Genomic DNA, 21,653 nt, shown 5'->3' on the forward strand with positions numbered 1-21,653 from the left:
TCGGTGACACAGTCCTTCCCTGCTTTTAGATTTTCCCAATATTCGTTCATGTCCCTGGACCAGGGATACTTTCCAGCCATCCCAATGATCGCTATTGGTTCACGCATTTCCGCAGGAGCAGACCCGGCCAAGCTTCGGACAGGCTTCGCTGCCGCCTTTGTCTCAGCCGGCACGGCCTCTTCCTCGGCGTACAGCGGTGCCGCAAGTATTTCCTCTACAGGCTGCATGTCATGGCTCATCCCGGCCCACTGCATACACTCCTGTGGGTATTCCGCCACAAAATATTCCGTCAAAGCACGCAAGGTTTGGTACTCATAAAACAGCGTCTGGGACAGTTCTCCAAAGAAGCCCGCCAGCTTGGCATTGAGCTGGGTAATCATGATCGAGTCGATTCCATAGGTTTCCAGCGGTTCATTGGTTTCAATGCTGCTGACGCTCAGCCGAGTCACCTCTCCAAACAGCACCTTGAGACAATGCAAGATTTTGTCGTAGAGCAAGCCTGCATCCAGCATAGGTACGCTTGCCTGGTTAGGTACAGCTGCCTGGATGGCACGGACACCGGCCTGTGAGAAGGCTTTCGTCAGGTAGGTCTCGATCTTCTCGGGTTCCCCTTCCATGACCATCACCTGCTCCTTGCCGGAGGCCAAGCTTTGGTACAACGCCCTCATTCCCGACCAGGTCTGCATGGCTGTAATACCCATGTTTTGCGTCATGATCTGTTCCGAATCCGCATCGATCCGCATTCCGCCCTCTTTCCACAGCGGCCAGCGGATAGATAACGTCTGTCCCCGCCGTTGCTTGGCCCCTACCAGTGCGTTCCGGTATTCGGCGTATGCATCCATAAAGGCATTAGCGGTCGCATAATCAGCCTGTCCCGGATTGCCCAGGCTACCCGATATGGAAGAAAAGAGCACAAAGAAGTCCAGGTTCTGGCCACTGCTTGCCTCATCCAGATGGACCAGTCCGCTCACCTTCGGTCCCAGCACTTCTATAAATTCTTCCCTTGTTTTCTTGATGATGAAGTTATCTTGAATCACCCCTGCACAGTGGATGATCCCATGGACACGCCCATATTCCTGCTCGATGCTGTTCAGTAAATCGATAACCGTCTTCCTATCGGTGATATCGCCTTGCCTGTACACCACGCTGGCCCCTGAAGCCTCCAGCTCCTGCAGCCTCGTCTGCTTGTCTTGGTCCAGCGACGACCGCCCCGTCAAAATGAAGGTCGCTGCTCGCGTCTGCCGGGAAATCTCTTCTGCAATCAGTAGCCCCAGACTGCCGGAGCCGCCAGTGATCAGATAGACCCCACCATCTCTCCATAGAAGCTCCTCTTTTTGCCCAGATGTTTCGAGCCTGCTCCAAAAAGCGGTTTTCCGTTGACCTTCCTCATAGCGAATCCAGCCATCCATCGGGCTTCGACTGTTGTCCTCCAGCTTCGCCAGGATACCTTCCGCCTGTTCTCCCTGATCCACTTCGATCAGCTGCCCGATGAATTTCGGGTTTTCCAGACGGGCTGTCTTCAACAGTCCCGAAAGTCCCGAAAAGAGCCGTCCTTCCCCGGCGTTCCGCACCACAATTTGGACCAATACTCTTCCCTTCGGCTTGTCTTTGAGCATACTTTGGATGCTCTCAAAGGCCTGAACAGCATAGGCCTGGAACCGCTCATCGACCCGACCTTTTCCGGATTGAAAGGCAAGCACCTGCGCAGCTCCATTCAAGCTCGCTTCGAGTCGCTCGTGCAAAGCTTCTTCCGGCTCACAAAGCAAGACCATTCGCCAATCATAGTCAGGGGCTTCGGCTTCCAGTGGTACGTCCTGCTCCTTCCAGGCAGGCTCAAATAGCAGTGTACGGCTAATCGCAGGCGCATCCACTGTTTCGGTTCTTACTGCTCCGGCCTCAACCTCAGGAGCCCAACAGCGCTCCTGAGCAAAAGGATACGTAGGTAGACTTATTCTTTTCGGTATGACATTGGAATATAGCAATCGCCAATCTAAATAGAAGCCTTTGGTCCACAACTCTGCCAGCTTGTTCATTTCACGATTTGCAATCCATTTGCTCATTAATTCCTTGAAAACTTCTTCCTGTTCAAATAATTGCACTGAATCTTTTGACTGATTGTTTTCTCCCCTCCAGCAATTCTCGATAGATTCTTGTTCATTCGTGAACGATTGGAGCTTTTGTACCAGCTCGCTCGTATTCTTTACGATAAAAGCTACCCGGTTTTTCATTGCCATTCGTCCTGTCTGAAGCGTAAAGGATACATCCGACAAATTAATGTCTTCAGAAGCTATCAAAAAATCTGAAAGCTCTTGTGCATACACTTTAAGACGATGATGATTCCTTGCAGATAATGGAATCAGATATACAGCTTCTTTGTTCACAGAACTATCTTTAAATCGTTCTGATTCAGCATTGACTACAAATTGTTCGAAAATCGCATGAGCGTTAGTTCCGCCTATTCCAAAGGAGCTTAACGCCGCCCGATGAGGAGCCGACGCCTTCTCCCATTTTTGGAGACTATCAACAACATAAAAGGGTGAATCAGGAAAATTGATATCAGAATTCGGTTTTTCGTAATTAAGTGAAGGAGGAATCTCATTATGGTATAAGCTTAAAGCAACTTTAATGCACCCCGCCAAACCTGCTGCAGTATCCAGATGCCCGATATTGGTTTTGACCGATCCAATACCGCAAAATTGTTTTTTGGTTGTATACTGCCTGTACGTTTCATTTAAGGCGGCAAATTCAACAGGATCGCCCAATTTGGTTCCAGTTCCATGCGTCTCGATATAACTGATGGATTCGGGATGAATTCGGGTTGATTCTATCGTCTTCTGAATAACCTCAGCCTGACCTTTGACACTTGGGGCATAAAACCCTAATTTGTCGGTTCCATCGTTGTTCACACCTACTCCCCGTAAAAGCGCATAAATATGGTCACCGTCTCTAATGGCATCTGGGGCTTTCTTCAGTAGAACAACCCCAACCCCTTCTCCGCCAATCATTCCATCTGCCGACTCGTCAAAGGCTTTAATATGTCCGTCACTGGAAAAATTCAAGCCGGGTTGATGCACATAGCCTAAACTGGTGAAAGGAAAGATCGTGGATGCTCCGACTAAAGCGTATTTGGCTTCACCGGATAACAGGCTTTGCGAAGCCAGACGCAATCCGACTAATGAGGAAGAGCAGTTCGAGTGCACAAACAGACTCGGACCTTTAAATCCCAATTTATGAGAGATCATGGTAGGAATTGTCCCACCCTGTGCTAAAATCCAGGTTACATATTCATCCGCGTTCTTCAGGACATTAGGTGATTGCGACGCCAAATTTGGAATAAATGCTTGATAGAAACTGCTGCTTGCCGACATATACACACTGGTTTCAGGAATTTCTTTGCTAATATAGCCAGCATCCTCAACGGCTTTCCATGAATGCTGCAACAGCAATTTCATTTGAGGATCCATAAACTCTGCATTTTTCTGTGATAAGCTGAAAAACTCAGGGTCGAAATACTCTTTTCCTTCAATCGTGCATCGTCCGGGAACATAGCCTCGATTCCCGACGATTTCTTTTTCCAGCCCTAATCCAACCAATTCTTCCTCGGAAAAGAAGCGGACACTCTCCACCCCTGCCCTCAAATTGCTCCAAAACTCGGCATGGTTTTTGGCCCCTGGAAAATGACATGAAATCCCTATAATTGCGAGACTATCCTCAAAGTAATCTGGGTAGGGTGGCTTGAGGTCATCTTCGCCTGAAACCATTTTCGGTAAGGCTGTATTTTCAGCTGTATCTGTTTGTTCCGGTGTATGTGATTGTTCCGTTTGAGAATCAACATTCTCGCTTCTTGTTTCTGTAATGTAGGCACTGAGTTCCTTAACTGTCGGATACTTGAACAATGCTGTCACCGAAATATCGCATTCCAACAATTCCTTGACCCTTCCGATCATCTCTGCTGCTGAAAAAGAATTCCCGCCTACGTCAAAGAAAGCATCATCTGTACTTAGATCATCAACATTCAGAAGTTTTTTCCACACCGCTAGAACCTGATGTTCAACATCTGATTGTGGTAAATGGATCTTTCTTGTTGTTGCTAACTCGATCCTGCGATTCATTAATTCTTTTCGATCTATTTTCCCATTAGGGGTCAAAGGCAGCTTATCTAGCTCTATAAAAAATGCTGGTATCATATAAAAAGGCAAGAAAGTTTTTAAATAGTTTCGCACTTCCTTCGGATCAAGAGGAGGCTTACCGGACTCGGAATTGTTCAGCAAACAGTAGGCAATAAGCTGCTTATTTCCCTCCTGTTCCTTGGCAATCACGACACAATCATCGATTCCTGGATATGTTCTGACCTGACCTTCAACTTCACTCAGCTCGATCCGAAACCCGCGAATTTTCACTTGATAATCCATCCGTCCCACATACTCAATAGAGCCGTCCGAAAGCCACCTGCATAAATCTCCAGTTCTGTAGAGCTTGGTTTCCGGATTGAATGGGTTGTCTATGAACTTTTCAGCCGTAAGCTCTGGCTGGTTCCAATAGCCTCTGGCCAATCCGCTGCCCGAAATAAAAAGCTCTCCCGGAAGACCGACAGGCACAGGTCTAAGATGTTTGTCCAAAATGTAAATCTGGGTGTTTGCGATAGGCTTACCGATCGAAATAGGCTTATCTGCGTCGATCTTTTGAATTGTAGACCAAATTGTGGTTTCAGTCGGACCGAACATATTCCATGCGTCACAGCTGTTATGAACAAAATAAGATTTCAACGTTTCCGAAAGGGCTTCCCCTCCGCAGAGAACTTTCATGTTCTCTTCGTTCTTCCAGCCGGCTTGAAAGAGCAGAGTCCAAGTCACAGGAGTAGCTTGCATGATTGTCGGTTTTATTCTTTGAATTTCCCGCTTAAGTCTTTCGGCATCCTTTATGTTTTTGGAGCTGCAAATATAGCATTGAGCCCCCTTAATCAAAGGCAGATATAATTCCAGTCCCGCTATATCAAAGCAATACGTTGTCACCGCAAGTAGTTTGTCCTGCTCTGTTAAACCGGGCTGCTCTCCCATGGAAATAAGAAAGTTGGTCAACGCTTTATGTGAAATCATGACCCCCTTGGGTTTCCCTGTACTTCCAGAGGTATATATCACATATGCCAAATGGTGAGGTTGCACTTCCCGTTTGATTGTCTTTCTACCCTTCACATCACTTTTCAGATGATCCCAGTCTTTATCAAGGACAATACAGCTAACGTTGTTCCCTTCCAAGCGTGATACTTTCTCCAACAACCCCGATTGCGTAATAACCAGTGAAACATTGGAATCCTGAAGCATATACTCCAATCGGTCCTCCGGATATTCCGGATCGAGCGGTACGTAGGCTCCACCGGCCATCAGGATTCCTAACAGCCCAATCACCATATCTAAAGAACGTTCCATGCAAATCCCCACAAGAGTATCAGGAGTTACCCCATGTTTCTGCAAATATAAGGCCAGTAAAGTGCTCTTTTCTTTTAGTTCCCCATAGGTAAGCGATTCCTTTTCATATACAACTGCAATAGCTTCAGGTGTTTTTCTTGCCTGTTTTGCGAATAATTCAGGGAAGCACTTATCAGGATAACTTGTTCCGGTAGCATTCCAGTCATTAAGGATGATGTCCTTTTCCTCTGGTAAGAGTAAGGAATGCTCCTCCAAGGGCCAAGCGGGATTCTCCATAAGTGCTTCCGCTAATTCTATATAACGCTCTGCCATCTGTATGATGGTTGAATGATCGAACAAATTGGAGCGATATTTAATATTTAATATCATTTCCTCTTCCTGCTCTTGCAGTTCCAATACCAACTCGTATTCGCCTTCCTGGTGAATTTCTTCAACCAATTCGACGAAAAAGATATCTTTATATGGCTTGCAAAGCTGCTGAAAGCTTGAAGTTGGAAGGAAGTTTTGATAAGAAAAGGCTGCTTGGAAAACAGGTGAGCTCGTCTGCTTCCGCGGCACATTCAATTCTCGGACCAGAGCCGGAAAAGGATACGAGGCATGATCCATTCCATCGACTACTGTCAGCTGCAATTTTTTCATGAAATCCAGGAATGTCTCTGTTTCCGATATCTGACTCCGGATTGGAAGCATATTGACAAAATAGCCGATTAAATTATCAAAACGCTGCTCCGGGCGCACCATAACTGGCATTCCAACAATGATATCTTCCTGTCCCGAATACTGGTTAAGCAATACCGTATACATACCTAACAAGACTGTAGACAAGCTCGTATATTGCGCTTGGGCAAAAGACTTTACCCGTTTGACCCATTTAAGCGGAAGCGGCTTGGAATATGTTTGTGCTTCCATGCTTTGAGCCGGAAAAACAGAGCGGTCATATGGCAGCTCCAGGGTCGGTAAAGCACCTGACAGCTGTTGTGTCCAGTAGGAACGATACTTCTCCCCTTCTGCACTCGCTAACATCGTTTGCTCCCATTTAACAAAATCGCCGTAGCTCGCTGCGGGTGGAAACACTGTCGATGTCTTTCCCTGTACCACGTTTTTATAGGCATCTAAAAAGCTTTGTGTAAACATGCCGAAAGAACTTCCATCAAAAATAATATGGTGGATGAGAACCAGTATGAAATGTTCCTGTTCAGATCTGGACATAACATAAATACGCATCAAAGGATCCTGTTCCAGCACGAATGGTTGCTTCGCTTTATCCCTAATAAATGGAATAATCTCATCTGCTTCCAAGGCTGAAATATCCTCCACTTGCACATGAAGCGACTGCGTGGGCTGCAGCTTTTGATAAGGTATCCCATTTTCCTCTTCAATCACACTTTTTAAAATAGGATACTGTTCTAAAACGATGTGAAAAGCCCGTTTAATGCTCTCAATCTCAATCTTCGTATTAAACCGGAGGCATATTGGTATATTGTAAGCATTCATCTCAGGGGACATTTTATGTAATAGCCACAACCCTTTCTGAACTTCAGAAAGCGGATTCCTTCGGAAACTGAGCGAATTTTTCTCAGTATTGACCTGTACAGTGGATTTATCTTCTTCCACCTTTTGGGCTAAATATGCCGATAATAGTTGAATCGTCGGGTTCTCTAAAATTTCTCTTGCTTTGACCTTGATCGGATAGGACTTCTCAAGGCCGCGTATAAGCTTCATGACAAGAATAGAATCGATGCCATAACCATGAAGATTTGTATTCAAATTCATTTCCTCGTGCTTGAGATTCAGTTCCCAACACAAAAATTGCACTATATACTCCTGAATCTTCGATTGAACCAATGAAACGGCATTTATGGTACTGTCATGGTTTTCTGCGGCGGTTTCTTCCATATTCGAATGTGATAGTGAGAACGCACTCCGATATTGATAAAGTGCTTGAAGCTCTTGTTTGATATAAGCATTGCGGCAGATCTTTCTTTGGATTTTCCCACTTCCCGTTTTGGGTATACTTCCCTTAAGCAGCAAATAGATATCGTAAATTTCAAGTTGATGCGTATTGGATACGGCATTCAGTATGTTTTCGACCAGACGTTTATATTCCTGCTCATGAAGGGGCGCTTCAATTTCCTGTACGACGATTACTTTTTCCTGACCATTGATTTCAGAGGAAAATACAGCGATGGGCAAGGTCAACTCTGGCATATTTTTTTGGATGGTCCATTCAATATCGACGGGATGATGGTTTTTGCCGCGAATAATGATGACTTCCTTCTCTCTACCGATGACATAGATATGATTATCCGCAATAAAGCCAAGGTCCCCGGAACGAAAAAAGCCGCCTTCTTTTGTATCTGAAAGGGCTACCTCAAAAGTGCTATTCGTTTCTTCCTTCCTGTTTAAATATCCCTCTGCCATCCGTGCGGATTTAATCCAAATCTCGCCGACTTCCTCCGGTAAGCATTGTGTATGCCTTTCAGGATGAACAATTCGTATTTGCGTCGGATCTTCAATCTCCCCACAGCTCACTACGGACTTCGATTTATTCTTTTCATCCGTGTATTGGACTCTTCGTTGCTCCAAGCTAGGGATATCCAAGTTAAGGAATCTCATCGACTGACCTGGTTTTATACTGGCGACAGGGCACAGCTCCGATAAGCCAAGGAGGGGACAAAATATATCCTCTTGTAGCCCTAATTCCCGGAATTTATGGATGAAGTTCTCGTAAGTTTCCTTCCGGATGGGCTCACCTGCACATATAATCGCTTGGAGATGGCGAAGTGAATATTGCTTAATTGAAGCTATGTCCAGTGTGGAGCAGCAATAATCGAACGCAAAATTTGGCGCTGCCGTATGGGTAGCCTGATACTTGTCAATCATATGAATCCAATTTTCCGGATTTTTAGCGAAGCTTTCTGGCGGGAGAATAATGCTCGACGCCCCGTTTAAAAGTGGGACTAAAATATTGTTATGCAGTCCAAAAGCATGAAATTGCGGCGTCCAGGAAACGACACGACTATTCCGGTCAATTCTCCATTGCTCGGCCTTGGCCTGATTCATCACACAGCTGTGACTGAGGATTACGCCTTTTGGCAAGGATGTCGAGCCCGATGTATACATCAAAAGAGCAGTATCCTGCGGCGCTGGCATTCTCATCTCTATCTCAACGTCAACGGTGTCTTCTTGAAAGATTTCATCAATATTCAGGATACGGATTGAATTAAACTCCCTCCGTGTTTGGAGAAATGCTTTGAAGTCCGTATTGGTTATGATACATACGGCTTGGGAATCCCTATAGATAGGCATCATCTTCTCAAAGATTTTTTCATCCGGCTCCGAATCTGTAATAGGTGTAGGTATGGCCACGATATTTGCATAAAAACATGCCAGCATGCTGCTGATATATTCCAGACCCTGAGGAAATACAAGAAGTGCCCGTTCCTGCTCAGCCAGTTCTTTCAATAGGATATTGCCCAAAGCCTGTATTTGATGTAGAAGCGTATTTCCGGAAAGAATTTGAGGACTCTGGCCTTCTTTCTCAAACGTAAATAACTCTTTTTCAGGAAATTTCCGGCAAGTTTCAATAAAAGAAGCGATCGGAATATCAAGGTTCCATGTTTGGTCATGTTTTCGCATCATTCTCCACCAACTCCTCAAAACACAAAGTTTATATAACATGAGCTAAAGGCTTATCACCCTGTCCATTTTGAGCTATTATTCACGTTTGAAGCATTGCCAGGAGTTGCCTGCTAAAATATATCAAAGAAAAAACGAGTGATGAGGAAGGCTATATGCCTCTTTCACACTCGTTGCTGGTTCGCATGAACAACCGCAAAGGCGTTCAACGAATCTCTATTTAGTTATTTTCCAAACAAGTTGATAATTCGTTCTTTAACCTCCGCTTGATGAAAGGTCTTCTCATGCATGATAAGCTCTTGTTCTACGATTTTGGGAAGCTGTTCCCGGAGTGGAGCAACCAAATGATCCTTTAGCGTGATTAAAGAAAATCTGGGTTTCTCGGCTAGCTGCCGGGCAAGATCCATTGCATAGCCCATCACTTCTTTGCGGGGCAGGGTCGGAAATGGAACTCCCCGTTTTTCCAGTTCAACACCTCGATAATTGCCCCCATTTAACAATAACTCTTCTCCCAAGCTGAACCCTAGTTTTTTAGGAATAATATACGTGGCACCCATTCCCGGTGTGAATCCGTATCTCATAAAATTAGTCGTGTACACACTTTCCCTGCTTAGGACTACAAAGTCAGAAAATAGCCCCATTACAAAGCCTCCGCCCACCGCATGTCCCTGCATAGCAGCTATCACTGGAACTTTACAGCCCAATGCAAGTGAGTATATATTTTCATCGGTAAACTTCGAGATTCCTTCATGTAAAGCCAACAGTCCCTCTTGCGTCCCACCCGTGGCAAAGTAATTATCGTATCCTGTTAGAATTACGACTTTGCAGGTTGAATCTTCTTGGATCGTCTTGAACGCTTGTCTTAGTCCATGGGTCATTTCAAGCGTAAATGTATTTTTATGAACTCTATCTTGCATTTTCACTTGAATAATACCTCGTTCGATTTCAAGTAATTCAACCACGGATTGTGACATTATGATCTTCTTCCCTCCTACATCCCCATCTTGTGGCGTAGACCATCAGTCCATCCACGGAAATTGCCCCGTTTCAACGTATCGGAAAATGCCCTTAAGATTTTGAGCGTCTGAAAACACCTCTTGATTGGACGCCAACGCTAGTGGTTTACACTGACGCAAATCGTTGAGTTCATCCATAAAGCGCTTGTAGCGTAAAATCCCATGCTTGCTCAATCGTCTGAGGCGTAATAAATGCTTGCGTAGCACCATCTCACTCTGAGCATCGTACGCATCAACCAACCCCCATACATGGGCCTGTTGAACCGAAACGAGCTGCGTCATTAGTGTTAAATAATGCGCTTTTTGGAATCCAATCCTGCGGACTAAAAATGGTAGAACGCAAGCAGGGAAAAGTCCGAATAGCAATTCTGACAAGCTGAACTGTGCCGTCTCGTCGGCTATCACAATATCGCTGGCAGCAATAAATCCGACGCCACCAGCGTTTGCTTTTCCTCGCACATGAGAAATCGTGATATAGGGCCCAGTTGCTAATTTTAACCACAGATCATACATAGGCTCTGGACTCATTGCATGTTCTTGTCCACTTTCCACTTTTTCACGCATTCCCTCAAAATCCGCGCCAAAACAGAACACCTCCGGCAAACCTTCCAAAACTACGATCGTAACTGACTCCTCACACAGTGCAAGTACATGCAAGCACTCCTCGATGAGGGTATTATTAATCGTATTATTTGCCTCCGGTCGGTAAAAGCGAATATAACAAATCGATTCTTGAAACCGAACCTGAATCGTTTGATAACTCATGATTCCCACCTGTATTTACGGTGGAATTCATAGATTTCTTCCAAATACAACCGCTGTCTCCCTTTCCCGGAAGCTATCACCCCCGGAATCAATTGAAAATCCAGCTTGGCGTTGCGGGTTCCAAACCGTACAGCGCCACTGCCTTTTAGCAGGGATTCATATTCATCCATAGTTAACTGATAGCGATCATTCAAATTACGCTCAATTTCAAAACGCCGCAGATGTTCCTGGCTTTGCGGCATAACAACCCCGCTATAAAATTCAGAGCAGCAGCCTGACCCGTAGGAAAAACAGCCGATTCGCTTTGGAGCATCGAATGTACCCTGATCAATCGTACCTGCCAAGGAGAGGTACAAAGTCGCCCCCATAATATTACCGACTCGTTGGCAATACGCCAATCCGGGCTTAACACGTTGTAAATAATCTGCCTCAATCTCATTTGGTTTGGATTTAGTCAACCTTCGCATCATCGTGCGATGCGCTCCTTTTACCATTCCGCCAAAAGGAGTATGAAAGGCAAGATACTGAAAGGTATCTTTATAATCCACTCCTTGCACCCGTTTTTGGTATTCCAAAAACGCTTGCTCGCAACAGTCCAGATAGGACATTAAAGACAAATCTGCATCCCCAGCCTCGCTATCTGGAATCGGCCGGCAAGTATCCATCACCTCATAGCCGTAATATCCATTAGCGCCTGCATCGATTTGAAAAACATGAGGATTTTCACTAATGAGCATTGCCACGGCCCCTGCGCCTCCACTTGGCTCAGCATAAGACCAATCCTCACTCAAGACATCCCCGCCTTCAGCAGCAATAAATCGTGAAATATCACTGGCAATTACAAGCGCTTTTGCTCCTGGCGAGACCTGAGAAAGAATAAAATTCACCGCCATTTGGAGTCCAGCAGTACCGGAATAGCAGGCTTGCTTGAGCTCGAATAATCTGCAATTCCGATTCAACCCCAAATAGTGGTGAATATATGTACTGATTGATTTCCCAAAATCAATACCTGATTCCGTACAGGTGATAAGCATTTCGATTCGGTTTTTTTCCGCTTCTGAAAGAGCGTCCACCAGCGGTTTTGCCGCATTTACTCCAAAGGTAACTGGATCTTCGTAAGGTAGGGCAACCGCCTTTTCTTTCATTAATAAATTTTCGAACCTTGCAGGATCCAATTGCCTGTGTTGGGCTAATTGCATAACATCCAGATAGGCAGAGCCACCAAAAACGTTCATTGCCTCAATTCCCACGACAACCATAATCGTCCCCCTCTCTCAAATACGCGACTCACATTTTTGCATACAAATGGCAGTATTGATTCCACCAAACCCCATGCTCAGATTCATAGTATTGTGAATAATTGCTGGTACGGACTCATTCTTCACCCAATTGCAGTCCAATTGGATAGGCTCCTCCAAATTACGGGTAGGGTGAAGTCTCGACTCCGACATTTGTAAAAGAGTAGCAATAATTTCAACAGTTCCTGCCGCGCTCAAGCCGTGACCGATAATGGATTTAGTTGCATTGATATAGGCATGTGACAATTTACAATCCTGTAATGCCTTTATTTCTATCTCGTCTCCAACGACCGAGCCTGTCCCATGGGGATTAATATAATCAATCTCTTCCGGTAGCAGCTTTGCTTTCTCCAAAGCTCTTCTAATCACTCGGGCTTCGCCTTCGTAGGAGGGATTGGGATTCCGGTTTCGATCCATTCCCATATCCCATCCTGCAAGTTTGGCATAAGGTTTCTCCCGAAGCCTCACGGCAGAATCGGCCCGTTCTATGACTACAACCCCGCAAGATTCCCCATAGATGAACCCGTCCCGCGACTGATCAAATGGTCGACACGCCATTGCAGGTTCATCGGCATATCGGTCGCTTCCCATCGCTCCCAAGGATCGCAATGCCTGGCATTCCATATACGAAATATCCATCAATGCCCCCATTGCAATGCAAACATCAACACGATCTGCTTGAATGGCCTCAATTGCTTGAATGATTGCGACTTGTCCACTCGCGGATGCACCACCGACGGTATAAGCTAACCCCTGAATACCGAACTGTTCGGTACATAGTCCGCACAAATCAGTATCCATAAAGGAAACCCCATAGGTCGGCGGTACAAAGCACATTTTGTCCCGATAGGCCTCATAAGTCTGAAATAGCTCCCGTTGCTGAAAATTGGAGCCTCCAACCACCAGTCCAATACGGCTAGGATCAACGTTATCCAATTGAGCATCATCCCAGGCTTCTTGAAGGGTTACCATGGCCACCTGCCCCGAAAATGATGCTGTACGTAACATTCGTTTGGATAATGCATTCGGATAAGACAAGGGTGGCAGCTCCGCACCTATAATTGAAGCTTCGCCTCTTCTGCCAGGGCGTTGCATGACGCCAAATGCATGCTGCCCTTTGAACAACGCTGAGGCAAAAGCAGCCTTCCCCTGCCCAATCGCCGAAGTCACGCCAATCCCCGTAACGACTAACTCAGGTTTTTCATAATTTTTCATAATTTCGCATAAAGTGCATCTGTCAATTCCCCTATATTTTTCACGCCAGACAATTCGACGCGCGGAATATTAAGAGATAATGTTTCCATCGTCTTGTTTACAATTTCAGCCCGATCTACTGAATCTGCACCCAAATCCACCAATCGATCTCCATACTCGAACGTGTGATCTTGTAATTCGGGAAGCACTTCACGAATACAACGTTTAACGATATCGAATACTTCTTCCTTATGCATGGGTATCCTCCTAAAAAATAAATGATTTAAAACTCAACAAACCTGGTGTTCAGTAAACATGATCTACAAACGGATTTCGATGAAAACTTGCATTGAATTTTTCATAAAGCCGAGAAGTATTCATACTCCATTCCGTCTTCCTCGGTGCTACAATCGTGCAGATATAGTCACCTAACTGGTAAGACTGGGCAGCATATTGTGGAAAATGTGAAAATGTACTTTGGAAGCATCCATCCACAAACCTGGTCTCATTCATTTCAAGTACATGCAGCGATGTTGTAAAACCTGTTCGCAATATTTTCGACAGGGCCTCCTTCACTGTCCAAAAAACCGTCAATAAAGCTGAGTACTCCCCTACTCCCCGCACGACAGAGATTCTTCCTTTTTCTTCCGCCGTCAGTTGGCTTTCAATTGTCTTATTTCGCTTAGAATCAATCCTCTCAATATCAATGCCCATGGGATGTGCTTCGGGAAAAACAACAGCCGCTCCGATATAGTCGCAGTGGGCAATGCTCACCTGATAGCTGTGGACACCATTGATTCGAAGCATGGGCTGGCCGAAGACACCTGACTCCACACTTACGTTGCGCAGGTCTGGCTCGCTTAACAGCACCGAAACTGCTTGTTTGGCACTTAGCCTGCCAAGCACAAAGTTGGATTTCCGCCGATGGAATACCAAACTCTCGAAGTAACTACACTCATCCGAATGAAAGACTTCTCGATCAAGGGGAGCGTCTGCGTTATAATCTGCATGGACAAAACTGACGGCCGCCTTCATCACGGCATCTTCCCGCTTCAACATTAGTTGTTCTGCATACGAGGCTACGCATATCCCCCCTAGTAAACTACTAACTTAGCAGTCCAAATCAAAAAAGGCCTTCAAATCCCTTAAGGGTTCTGAAAGCTTCCTCATGGAGTATGAACTCGTCACGAGTTCTCCACTTTAAACCTTACTTATAATTTCCAAAGCTACTCTCACTAACCTGATATCACCCATAAATTCTAACTGAATGACCGCTTGTCGTTTATGTCTATCTATTTTCTTAACTATACTCCCCCTTCCTTTAAGTGGGCCATCTAGGATACATATATTGTCTCCTTCAATAATTCCAGTTGATGATTCTATACAATAGCTATCATTGCATAGACTTTCTAACATTTGTTTCTCCGAATCTCTCATTGAAGCTTCAAACTTCGAGTATCTCAATAAACGAATGATATCACTAGAAGTGCAAATCATTGAATTTGTACTGGTTACGAACTGCAAGTCAGGTAAATTCGACTCAATAAATACATAGCTTGGGAACAAAGGAGCCCATTCTTTCTTTACTATTCCTGCTACTTTAAAGAGTCTTTCTTGGAGTGGTATAAAGGGTTTGTAGACTTCAGAATCCAACCACTCATTAATAAGCTGCTTGACCTGTTCTTCCCTACCCGTTCGCACAAAAAACACGTACCAGCTCACTTAACTCATCTCCTATAAAAACGTACTGCCAAATCATCTCCTATAATGTCTACTACTACCCATATACATAGCTTCGCCCTTTCACTTATCCTACTTGATAAGCTACAATCTCTCACGATATATCCCTCTTTGATGGTTAACGTGACCCGCCAGCGATTAACCACAGAAAAGTTCCTTTATTTTTCATATAATCATATAATTGGAATAATGTTTTTCCATTATAATCCTCTACTCAAACCCTGTCAATTCACAGTTGATTGGAAACGGCCAAGTTCATGATTGGATTCGCAAACCTTTCTGAAAATGCTAAATTTGAAGTCATTATTATCTTTCGAATACAGCTTCAACGTTTCTGGCGGCTTATAAAAGAACTGATCCGAGTGTTTTACTCTAGTTAACTTGAGCATCTGGGGCACAGACAAATGATAGATCGTTATGTATTATTTTTTATATTCAAGATTTTCTCTCACCATTAGAACTGGGCCACAATACAGACTCATTTGAAATCGAACAGGCCCTTTTGGTTCGGACGCATTCTAAATTTAATAAAAGATTCCTTACTCGTAAATTGAAAATAAATATTTTCATCCATGAGGTGATTGAGTGTAAAACCAGGCGCTTTACCAAATGAATGAGCAGGATAAATTTGAATAAAGTCATCAATTTCTCGCTTTATTTTTTGAACACTATTATATAATTCTATTGGATTTCCTCCATTTGGGTCACAAAAGCCACAACCTTCAATGAATATTGTATCCCCAGTAAATAAGCGATCTGATAAAAGATAGCATACACTTCCCGCGGTATGTCCGGGAGTCAAAAGGCTTTTGATTTCTGTTTCACCGACCTGGATTGAATCCTTGTCTTTAATTGAATGTAAATTTCTACATCTAAAATGATAAAAATCGATTTCGTTTGTTGACATGAATACCTGCGGGTTATATTTTTCCAGGAGTGGATTTACCAAATTAATATGATCCCAATGTGAGTGAGTTAATAGTATCGCTTTGAGATCGCCATTCAAATGTTGAAGATAGGACTCTACCTTTAATAAATCCCATGATGGGTCAACAATAGCTATGTCTCTTGTTTTCTCATCCATTACAAAATATACATAATTGATGAAATTCATAAAACAGACTCTTAACTGTTCCATATGAAAAGTCAGATTCATATCAGCTTCACCGAACCACCTTCCCAATGGTTAATTAAAAACAATAACATTCTGATTTAAGGTTTTGGGCCCCTTCATTTTTTAGAAATACTTACTATTTAATTATAAAGGCCTAATTTCATTGTCCTATGATTATAACAATTGATGCAATAGAAAGGCTCCAACTCTCTGTTACAAGATCGCTTAATTTTTCCAAAACAAAAAACGCCTCTCCGTATGTTAACGGTGAGACGTTTTTTTGTTGATCCTACATACCTGTTACGGAGTATTCCGCAGGTACACAGAACCTCGCGTTATTTACGTTCATTTAACTTTGATGTGTCCGTTATAAATCAAAAATGCCGAGGACCGGGATCGAACCGGTACGGTAGTCACCTACCGCAGGATTTTAAGTCCTGTGCGTCTGCCAATTCCGCCACCCCGGCATAAATTTAGGAACGCTAATCTTCACACTTACTTGTCTTACAAGTATCTGAGAAACACGCATCTGATTAAGAAGTGTTCTCATTATGTAAATGTCGTTCAATTGGGCACCAACATATAATACGATAATTTTATCGAATTGTAAAGTGTTTTTTAAAAAAATAATAAAATTCTCTTTTTGTATAACTTGTGCACATTTGAATTACACTAATAAACGTCTTTCCAAACTACCAGAAGGGGTGTTACGAATGCGTGAAGGTATGATTCCAGCTGTTCTTGGAACGGTAGTATCGGCTTCAGGCGCTGTGTTGCTGAGCAGTAAGTACAAACTTGCAGCTACAGGCATTCTCGGTTTCGGACTGGCTCATGTTGTTCTGGGAGCGATTGATCTGATTGAGCATCGCTAGTTGTTTGGGAAGTACCGGGCGGGATTTACTCCCTCCCGGTTTTATTTTTATCAACGTTTAGTCTGGAGCACAAGCGTTTATGTAAAGTATAGAAGCTGAATATGCCTAATAAAAGGAGCTGTGATGTGCTATGAGAGATAATAACTCTGAAAAGAATCGTACTGACGATCAAATCGAACATAAACAATCCCTGGACAAGCGCGAGCCAGGATTTAATCGCATTCCTGACACCGATGCAGATACACCTGCTGCTACTGATATGATTGATGAAGCCATAGGTCGCGGGATAGACAAGTTACGTAACGATTTCACAAAATAAAGCATGGGTAATAAGACACAGGTTTGTGAGCAGTCCTTAATTCATTTGTTTTGATATGTACAGTGATTTCGTAAAATCACTTAAAGATCAGCATGATCCAGCCAATGATTGATATCCACAGCACGATGCTGATTAAGAGTCCACACATGATACCAAAAGAGAAATTACCTTCACTCTTCGGTACAGCACTACCAAATTTCAATCTAAGCTTCATTTGATTCCAGTTCATAGAACCCCCTCCTTAAGTTCTATTTCGGAATATGAAGCTTATTTTTGTAGACCTATAGTCATGTTTTCAAAAATAAAATAGGGTTTTTCGTCCTATCATCCTGATCGCGGAAATAGGATTACAGCTATACCGACCAAACAAATCAATCCACCAATGAAATCGTACAAGTCGGGTGTCTTTTTATCAATCCACCAGCCCCATGCAATGGAAAGAACAATAAAGACACCTCCGTATGCTGCATATACACGCCCAAAGGAGGAAAAAACCTGAAAGGTAGCAATGATTCCATACACAGCCAAGATTACTCCGCCGCAAAGTCCGACATACCATGTCTTTCCTTCACGCAGCCACTGCCAAATCAAATATCCTCCTCCAATTTCAGCGATGCCAGCCAATATAAAAAGTAAAGCTGCCTTTAACACCATTTCACATCCCTAATTCTTCAAATTCTTTTCGATTTTTTTGGATATCTCATTAGAGCACTCGACCTAAAAGGATAATCAATGCAATCACGCCAACCAGAATCAGCAGGTTGCTGACCTGACGCCATAAGCTAGGCACTCCCTCGGAGAGAAGCTTCCGCTGATTGGCATCAAAGTTCGCTTTGGCTCCTTCAGCATCTGCTGACCTAGAGAATGGTCTGTTTTCTTCATTCATAAGAGCACCTCCTTTTCAATCCACTTTAATCATACCAAACTTTTCCGTCGATTTCGCGTTGCTCTTATGCATATACTTCACATATATTTCTGATTGCATCTTCATATATGTGAAGTGTACATCCATATGTCAATATTTCGCTGAATATAAAGTATGATGTCGAATCAAGGTAGAGTGGGTATTTAGACGTCTTTCATTGCAGGACGGTAGTTATGGTATAATTTAGTCAACTTGTTCAAGATCGTAACCAGCGCTCATTTGTTTACTCAACTTATAATTAAATTGACATCTAAGAATCCACATCCCGGTTACAACCTGCATATTCTGTTTGTAAACCCAGGAGGAGGATACCGATGTCCCCAATCTTTATAGCAAGTTTAATGATGATGGGCATATTTTTATTTCAGGCAGCCATCGTTCTCGGCATCATACATTGGATTTCAAAACGAACCCAACGTCCAGCACAAACCAAAATGTATCTTGCAATGGGTTTGCTCGTTGTAATTTTAGGTTTCCTTGTGTGGGATAACTGGATACACTTACAGGAATTCAATGGATGGGCCACGATTAGTCTGCTGGTGATTATTATTAGCGCCTATATACAGCTTAGAAAGCAAAAAGAAAAATACTAATCCCATTACCATGCATCAAAGGAGGAGCGCCATGAAATCTCACTCAACACGCTTTTGGTTACAGAGGGTGCTACTGCTAATGCTTGTTTTACTCTTCAGCGGCTCTCAGCAATCATTCATTGTTGCCGATGCCGCCCCGCCAATTAATGTTCAGGCCTCTGCCAAAGCCAAGCAATTACTTGCCTACCTATCTAATGTACCGGATGATATGCTAATTTCCGGGCAGCATGATTACTTAGAGGCACCGGATGAACAAAATAACAAGCTACAACAAATCAGCGGACAATACGCAGGACTTCACGGCTATGAGTTTGGAGGATTGGCTAACCAGTCCCGTACAGCCCTACGAGAGCAACGTCAGCATGTTGTGAATAGTGCTATCCAATGGAGTCAGGACGGCGGAATCGTAGCTGTTACCTTCCATCAGGCGCTTCCTGGCAAACCTAAAACGTGGAAAAACGTACAAGCAAAAATTACTCAAGCTGAATTTAATCGTTACATCACGCCGGGTACCCCGCAATATAAACAACTGATCGCTGATCTGGATGAGGTGGCTTTGTCCCTTAAGACCTTACGAGACGCGGATGTACCTGTTTTATGGAGGCCCTATCATGAAATGAACGGCAACTGGTTTTGGTGGGGAAACAAGCAAAATTATGCTAAGTTGTGGAATCTAATGTATGATCGGTTCACTCATGTCCATCATCTGGATAACCTGTTGTGGGTGTGGAGTCCCAATGCTCCAAACGCATATAGCACTCCCTATAATTTGTCCTTCCCAGGTATTAACCGAGTAGATATTCTTGCAGCTGATATCTATAACAATGATTACAAACCCTCCTACTACACCGAATTGCTAAAGCTTGCGCAGGGCAAGCCTATGGGAATCGGAGAAAGTGATATTCTGCCAAGTGCGAAGGTGCTGCAAAATCAGCCAGCCTGGGCCTATGCCATGACATGGGGAAAGGAGCTGTCTGCAACCAATTCACAAGCAGCAATCAGACATTTTATGAACCAAAATAATATCATCACACGAGACCTTCTTCATGAGTCCCTACGCTGAAAGAAAAAAGCTTCCACTTCGCTCTAGGAGCAAAGTGGAAGCTTTTTTATACCAAATCCAAATAAAGCACTCTAACTATTTCTAATAACCTCTTCTAGATCAATATCGGCATACGCCTCTTCACCAAGATGTACGGATACAATGGTGTAGATCCGCTTGGACAGTCTAGACATCAGCCGATCACCCGGTGCTACAGAATATTCTTCCCGATAATCTCCAATTTTGTGAAAACCGCTGGACATATGGATGTACAAGTTGCCCCTACGTGTTTTACCATGCACCAACATCAAATCTCCTCCTGCTGTGTAACCAACCTAATTTCCCTGTTACATGTATATCGGTCAGAACAAGATAGGATATAAGTCCCTGGTACCCTCTTTCGTTTCACATGTTAGTGCACGTAAACGAAACGGGTCTGCCAGTGATGTGACAGACCCGTTTTTGTAAACCCATTTTCGTGATTTAGGAAGAACTATTCTTGATAGGATTCTGCTATTGCATTCGCTGCAATGATTGCATTGTACACGTCAGCAGGACTAACCGGGAACGGCATGTTGACCATTGTATCATTCGATGCACAAGCAGCTTCAGCCACTTGGCGCCATTCAGCCTCAACAAATTCCTCTACACCCAAGTCACGAAGCGTCAATGGAAGGCCTACATCCTTAACCAGTTTAATCACGGTTTCCAGTTCTTCTTTCGGTGCATTTTCCAGCACTAGCTGGGTTAACAAACCGAATGTAACTTTCTCACCATGCTGTGCTTTATGAAGCGAAGGAACAGCCGTCATGCCGTTATGAATGGCGTGTGCTGCTGCCAACCCACCTGATTCTGCACCAACACCGCTCAAATAAATGGTAGCTTCAATCGTATCCTCCACCGCACGAGTATATACTTTCCGATCCACAGCACGTTTGGCCTTCACAGCATTTTCCAGCAACGTATCATAACAAAGACGAGCAAGTCCCAATCCTGTAGTGGAAGGCTTGTTCAGAACCAGGTTATCCCCGTTAGCCTGATAGCAAGCACGAGCTTCAAAATAAGTGGCCAGTGCATCACCGATTCCAGCTGCAAAGAAACGTGCAGGCGCTGCTGCCAGAATGCCTGTATCCGCCAGTACAACGTCTGGATTAGTAGGCAGGAACAGATATTCATCAAAAGAGCCATCTTTTTTGTATATAACCGCAAGCGCGGTACAAGGAGCATCTGTAGAAGCAATCGTTGGGAAAATAACAACAGGCAGCTTTTCATAATAAGCGGTTGCCTTGGCGGTATCCAACGTTTTTCCCCCGCCAATCCCTATGATAATGTTCGAACCATGTTTACGCACCAATTCACGGTTACGATCAATCTCTTCTTTTGTACATTCATATTGGAATTTCTCGAAGACCACCTGGTTACCAGCTGCTTCAATTGAAGCACCTGCCTCCTTTTGAGCCCTTTCAAGTATGAACTCATCACAAATGACAAAGGCTTTATCGCCATAATCCTTAATATAGTCATTTAACGACGAGAGTAGATTTTGTCCAGAAATAAATTTCTTGGGTGAAGTAACGGACCTTACAACGTTTGCCATGTAAATTCCTCCTCAGCTTTGACTCATACTCAAATTAATAATGATTTGGGCATGTGACCCTTTAACTATAAACCTCTTTTCACGTTATTAAAAGGCTTATTATGGAATATTTT

The 21,653-nt window shown here is 43.8% G+C and carries 18 protein-coding genes and 1 tRNA gene; 4 read left to right on the forward strand and 15 right to left on the reverse strand.

Annotated elements, in window-relative coordinates; genetic code table 11:
* The 10 genes from BM358_RS08530 to BM358_RS08575 all read right to left on the reverse strand — a co-directional run.
* Window positions 1–9,068 (reverse strand): non-ribosomal peptide synthetase (locus BM358_RS08530; RefSeq protein WP_091002011.1); only part of this gene is annotated, 9,068 nt, incomplete at its 3' end.
* A 221-nt stretch (window positions 9,069–9,289) separates the two neighbouring features.
* Window positions 9,290–10,039: a polyketide synthase gene (locus BM358_RS08535; protein WP_028540510.1), complete on the reverse strand. Its 750-nt coding sequence runs from the start codon at window positions 10,037–10,039 to the stop codon at window positions 9,290–9,292.
* 45 nt (window positions 10,040–10,084) lie between these two features.
* The gene (locus BM358_RS08540; RefSeq protein WP_023989390.1) at window positions 10,085–10,846 is read right to left on the reverse strand and encodes an enoyl-CoA hydratase/isomerase; all 762 of its coding nucleotides are present in this window, start codon (window positions 10,844–10,846) and stop codon (window positions 10,085–10,087) included.
* Window positions 10,843–12,105, reverse strand: coding sequence for a hydroxymethylglutaryl-CoA synthase family protein (locus BM358_RS08545; protein WP_023989391.1), 1,263 nt, complete (start codon window positions 12,103–12,105; stop codon window positions 10,843–10,845). Before BM358_RS08545 ends, BM358_RS08540 begins: the two co-directional genes overlap by 4 nt.
* A 15-nt stretch (window positions 12,106–12,120) precedes the next feature.
* Window positions 12,121–13,359: a beta-ketoacyl synthase N-terminal-like domain-containing protein gene (locus tag BM358_RS08550; RefSeq protein ID WP_028540509.1), complete on the reverse strand. Its 1,239-nt coding sequence runs from the start codon at window positions 13,357–13,359 to the stop codon at window positions 12,121–12,123.
* The gene (locus tag BM358_RS08555) at window positions 13,356–13,595 is read right to left on the reverse strand and encodes an acyl carrier protein (protein ID WP_013310983.1); all 240 of its coding nucleotides are present in this window, start codon (window positions 13,593–13,595) and stop codon (window positions 13,356–13,358) included. The genes BM358_RS08550 and BM358_RS08555 overlap by 4 nt, the downstream gene beginning before the upstream one ends.
* Before the next feature lie 49 nt (window positions 13,596–13,644).
* Window positions 13,645–14,397, reverse strand: a complete 753-nt coding sequence (locus BM358_RS08560; protein ID WP_028540508.1) for a 4'-phosphopantetheinyl transferase family protein — start codon at window positions 14,395–14,397, stop codon at window positions 13,645–13,647.
* 141 nt (window positions 14,398–14,538) lie between these two features.
* Complete coding sequence (loaP, locus tag BM358_RS08565) at window positions 14,539–15,060, reverse strand: antiterminator LoaP (RefSeq protein ID WP_023989394.1); 522 nt, start codon at window positions 15,058–15,060, stop codon at window positions 14,539–14,541.
* 496 nt (window positions 15,061–15,556) lie between these two features.
* A complete protein-coding gene (locus tag BM358_RS08570) occupies window positions 15,557–16,234 on the reverse strand; it encodes an MBL fold metallo-hydrolase (protein ID WP_028540507.1) in 678 nt (225 codons plus the stop codon).
* 339 nt (window positions 16,235–16,573) lie between these two features.
* A tRNA-Leu gene (locus BM358_RS08575) sits at window positions 16,574–16,659 on the reverse strand.
* A gap of 246 nt (window positions 16,660–16,905) precedes the next feature.
* On the opposite strand from BM358_RS08575, the gene BM358_RS08580 reads away from it, so the two are divergent.
* Together BM358_RS08580 and BM358_RS08585 are read left to right on the forward strand one after the other, a co-directional pair.
* Window positions 16,906–17,064 carry a hypothetical protein gene (locus BM358_RS08580; RefSeq protein ID WP_013311032.1) on the forward strand — a complete coding sequence of 53 codons (159 nt, stop codon included), beginning with the start codon at window positions 16,906–16,908 and terminating at the stop codon, window positions 17,062–17,064.
* Between the two features lie 130 nt (window positions 17,065–17,194).
* Complete coding sequence (locus BM358_RS08585) at window positions 17,195–17,383, forward strand: hypothetical protein (RefSeq protein ID WP_023989396.1); 189 nt, start codon at window positions 17,195–17,197, stop codon at window positions 17,381–17,383.
* A 76-nt stretch (window positions 17,384–17,459) separates the two neighbouring features.
* Here BM358_RS08585 and BM358_RS26410 read toward each other — a convergent pair whose 3' ends face one another.
* The 3 genes from BM358_RS26410 to BM358_RS08595 form a co-directional block, all read right to left on the reverse strand.
* Entirely contained in the window at window positions 17,460–17,612 is a 153-nt protein-coding gene (locus BM358_RS26410; RefSeq protein WP_023989397.1) for a hypothetical protein, read from the reverse strand.
* 95 nt (window positions 17,613–17,707) lie between these two features.
* Window positions 17,708–18,034, reverse strand: a complete 327-nt coding sequence (locus tag BM358_RS08590; RefSeq protein WP_023989398.1) for a YnfA family protein — start codon at window positions 18,032–18,034, stop codon at window positions 17,708–17,710.
* A 52-nt stretch (window positions 18,035–18,086) separates the two neighbouring features.
* The gene (locus BM358_RS08595) at window positions 18,087–18,269 is read right to left on the reverse strand and encodes a hypothetical protein (protein ID WP_023989399.1); all 183 of its coding nucleotides are present in this window, start codon (window positions 18,267–18,269) and stop codon (window positions 18,087–18,089) included.
* Between the two features lie 353 nt (window positions 18,270–18,622).
* On the opposite strand from BM358_RS08595, the gene BM358_RS08600 reads away from it, so the two are divergent.
* Window positions 18,623–18,901: a hypothetical protein gene (locus tag BM358_RS08600; RefSeq protein ID WP_028540506.1), complete on the forward strand. Its 279-nt coding sequence runs from the start codon at window positions 18,623–18,625 to the stop codon at window positions 18,899–18,901.
* A 31-nt stretch (window positions 18,902–18,932) separates the two neighbouring features.
* A complete protein-coding gene (locus BM358_RS08605; protein WP_023989401.1) occupies window positions 18,933–19,964 on the forward strand; it encodes a glycosyl hydrolase in 1,032 nt (343 codons plus the stop codon).
* A 71-nt stretch (window positions 19,965–20,035) separates the two neighbouring features.
* Here BM358_RS08605 and BM358_RS08610 read toward each other — a convergent pair whose 3' ends face one another.
* The gene (locus BM358_RS08610) at window positions 20,036–20,251 is read right to left on the reverse strand and encodes a hypothetical protein (RefSeq protein ID WP_013311038.1); all 216 of its coding nucleotides are present in this window, start codon (window positions 20,249–20,251) and stop codon (window positions 20,036–20,038) included.
* Window positions 20,252–20,436: 185 nt separating this feature from the next.
* Window positions 20,437–21,540, reverse strand: coding sequence for a glycerol dehydrogenase (locus BM358_RS08615; RefSeq protein WP_023989402.1), 1,104 nt, complete (start codon window positions 21,538–21,540; stop codon window positions 20,437–20,439).
* Window positions 21,541–21,653: the final 113 nt, after the last annotated feature.

The organism is Paenibacillus sp. cl130 (genome assembly GCF_900116035.1).
Classification (GTDB): Bacteria; Bacillota; Bacilli; order Paenibacillales; family Paenibacillaceae; genus Paenibacillus; species Paenibacillus polymyxa_B.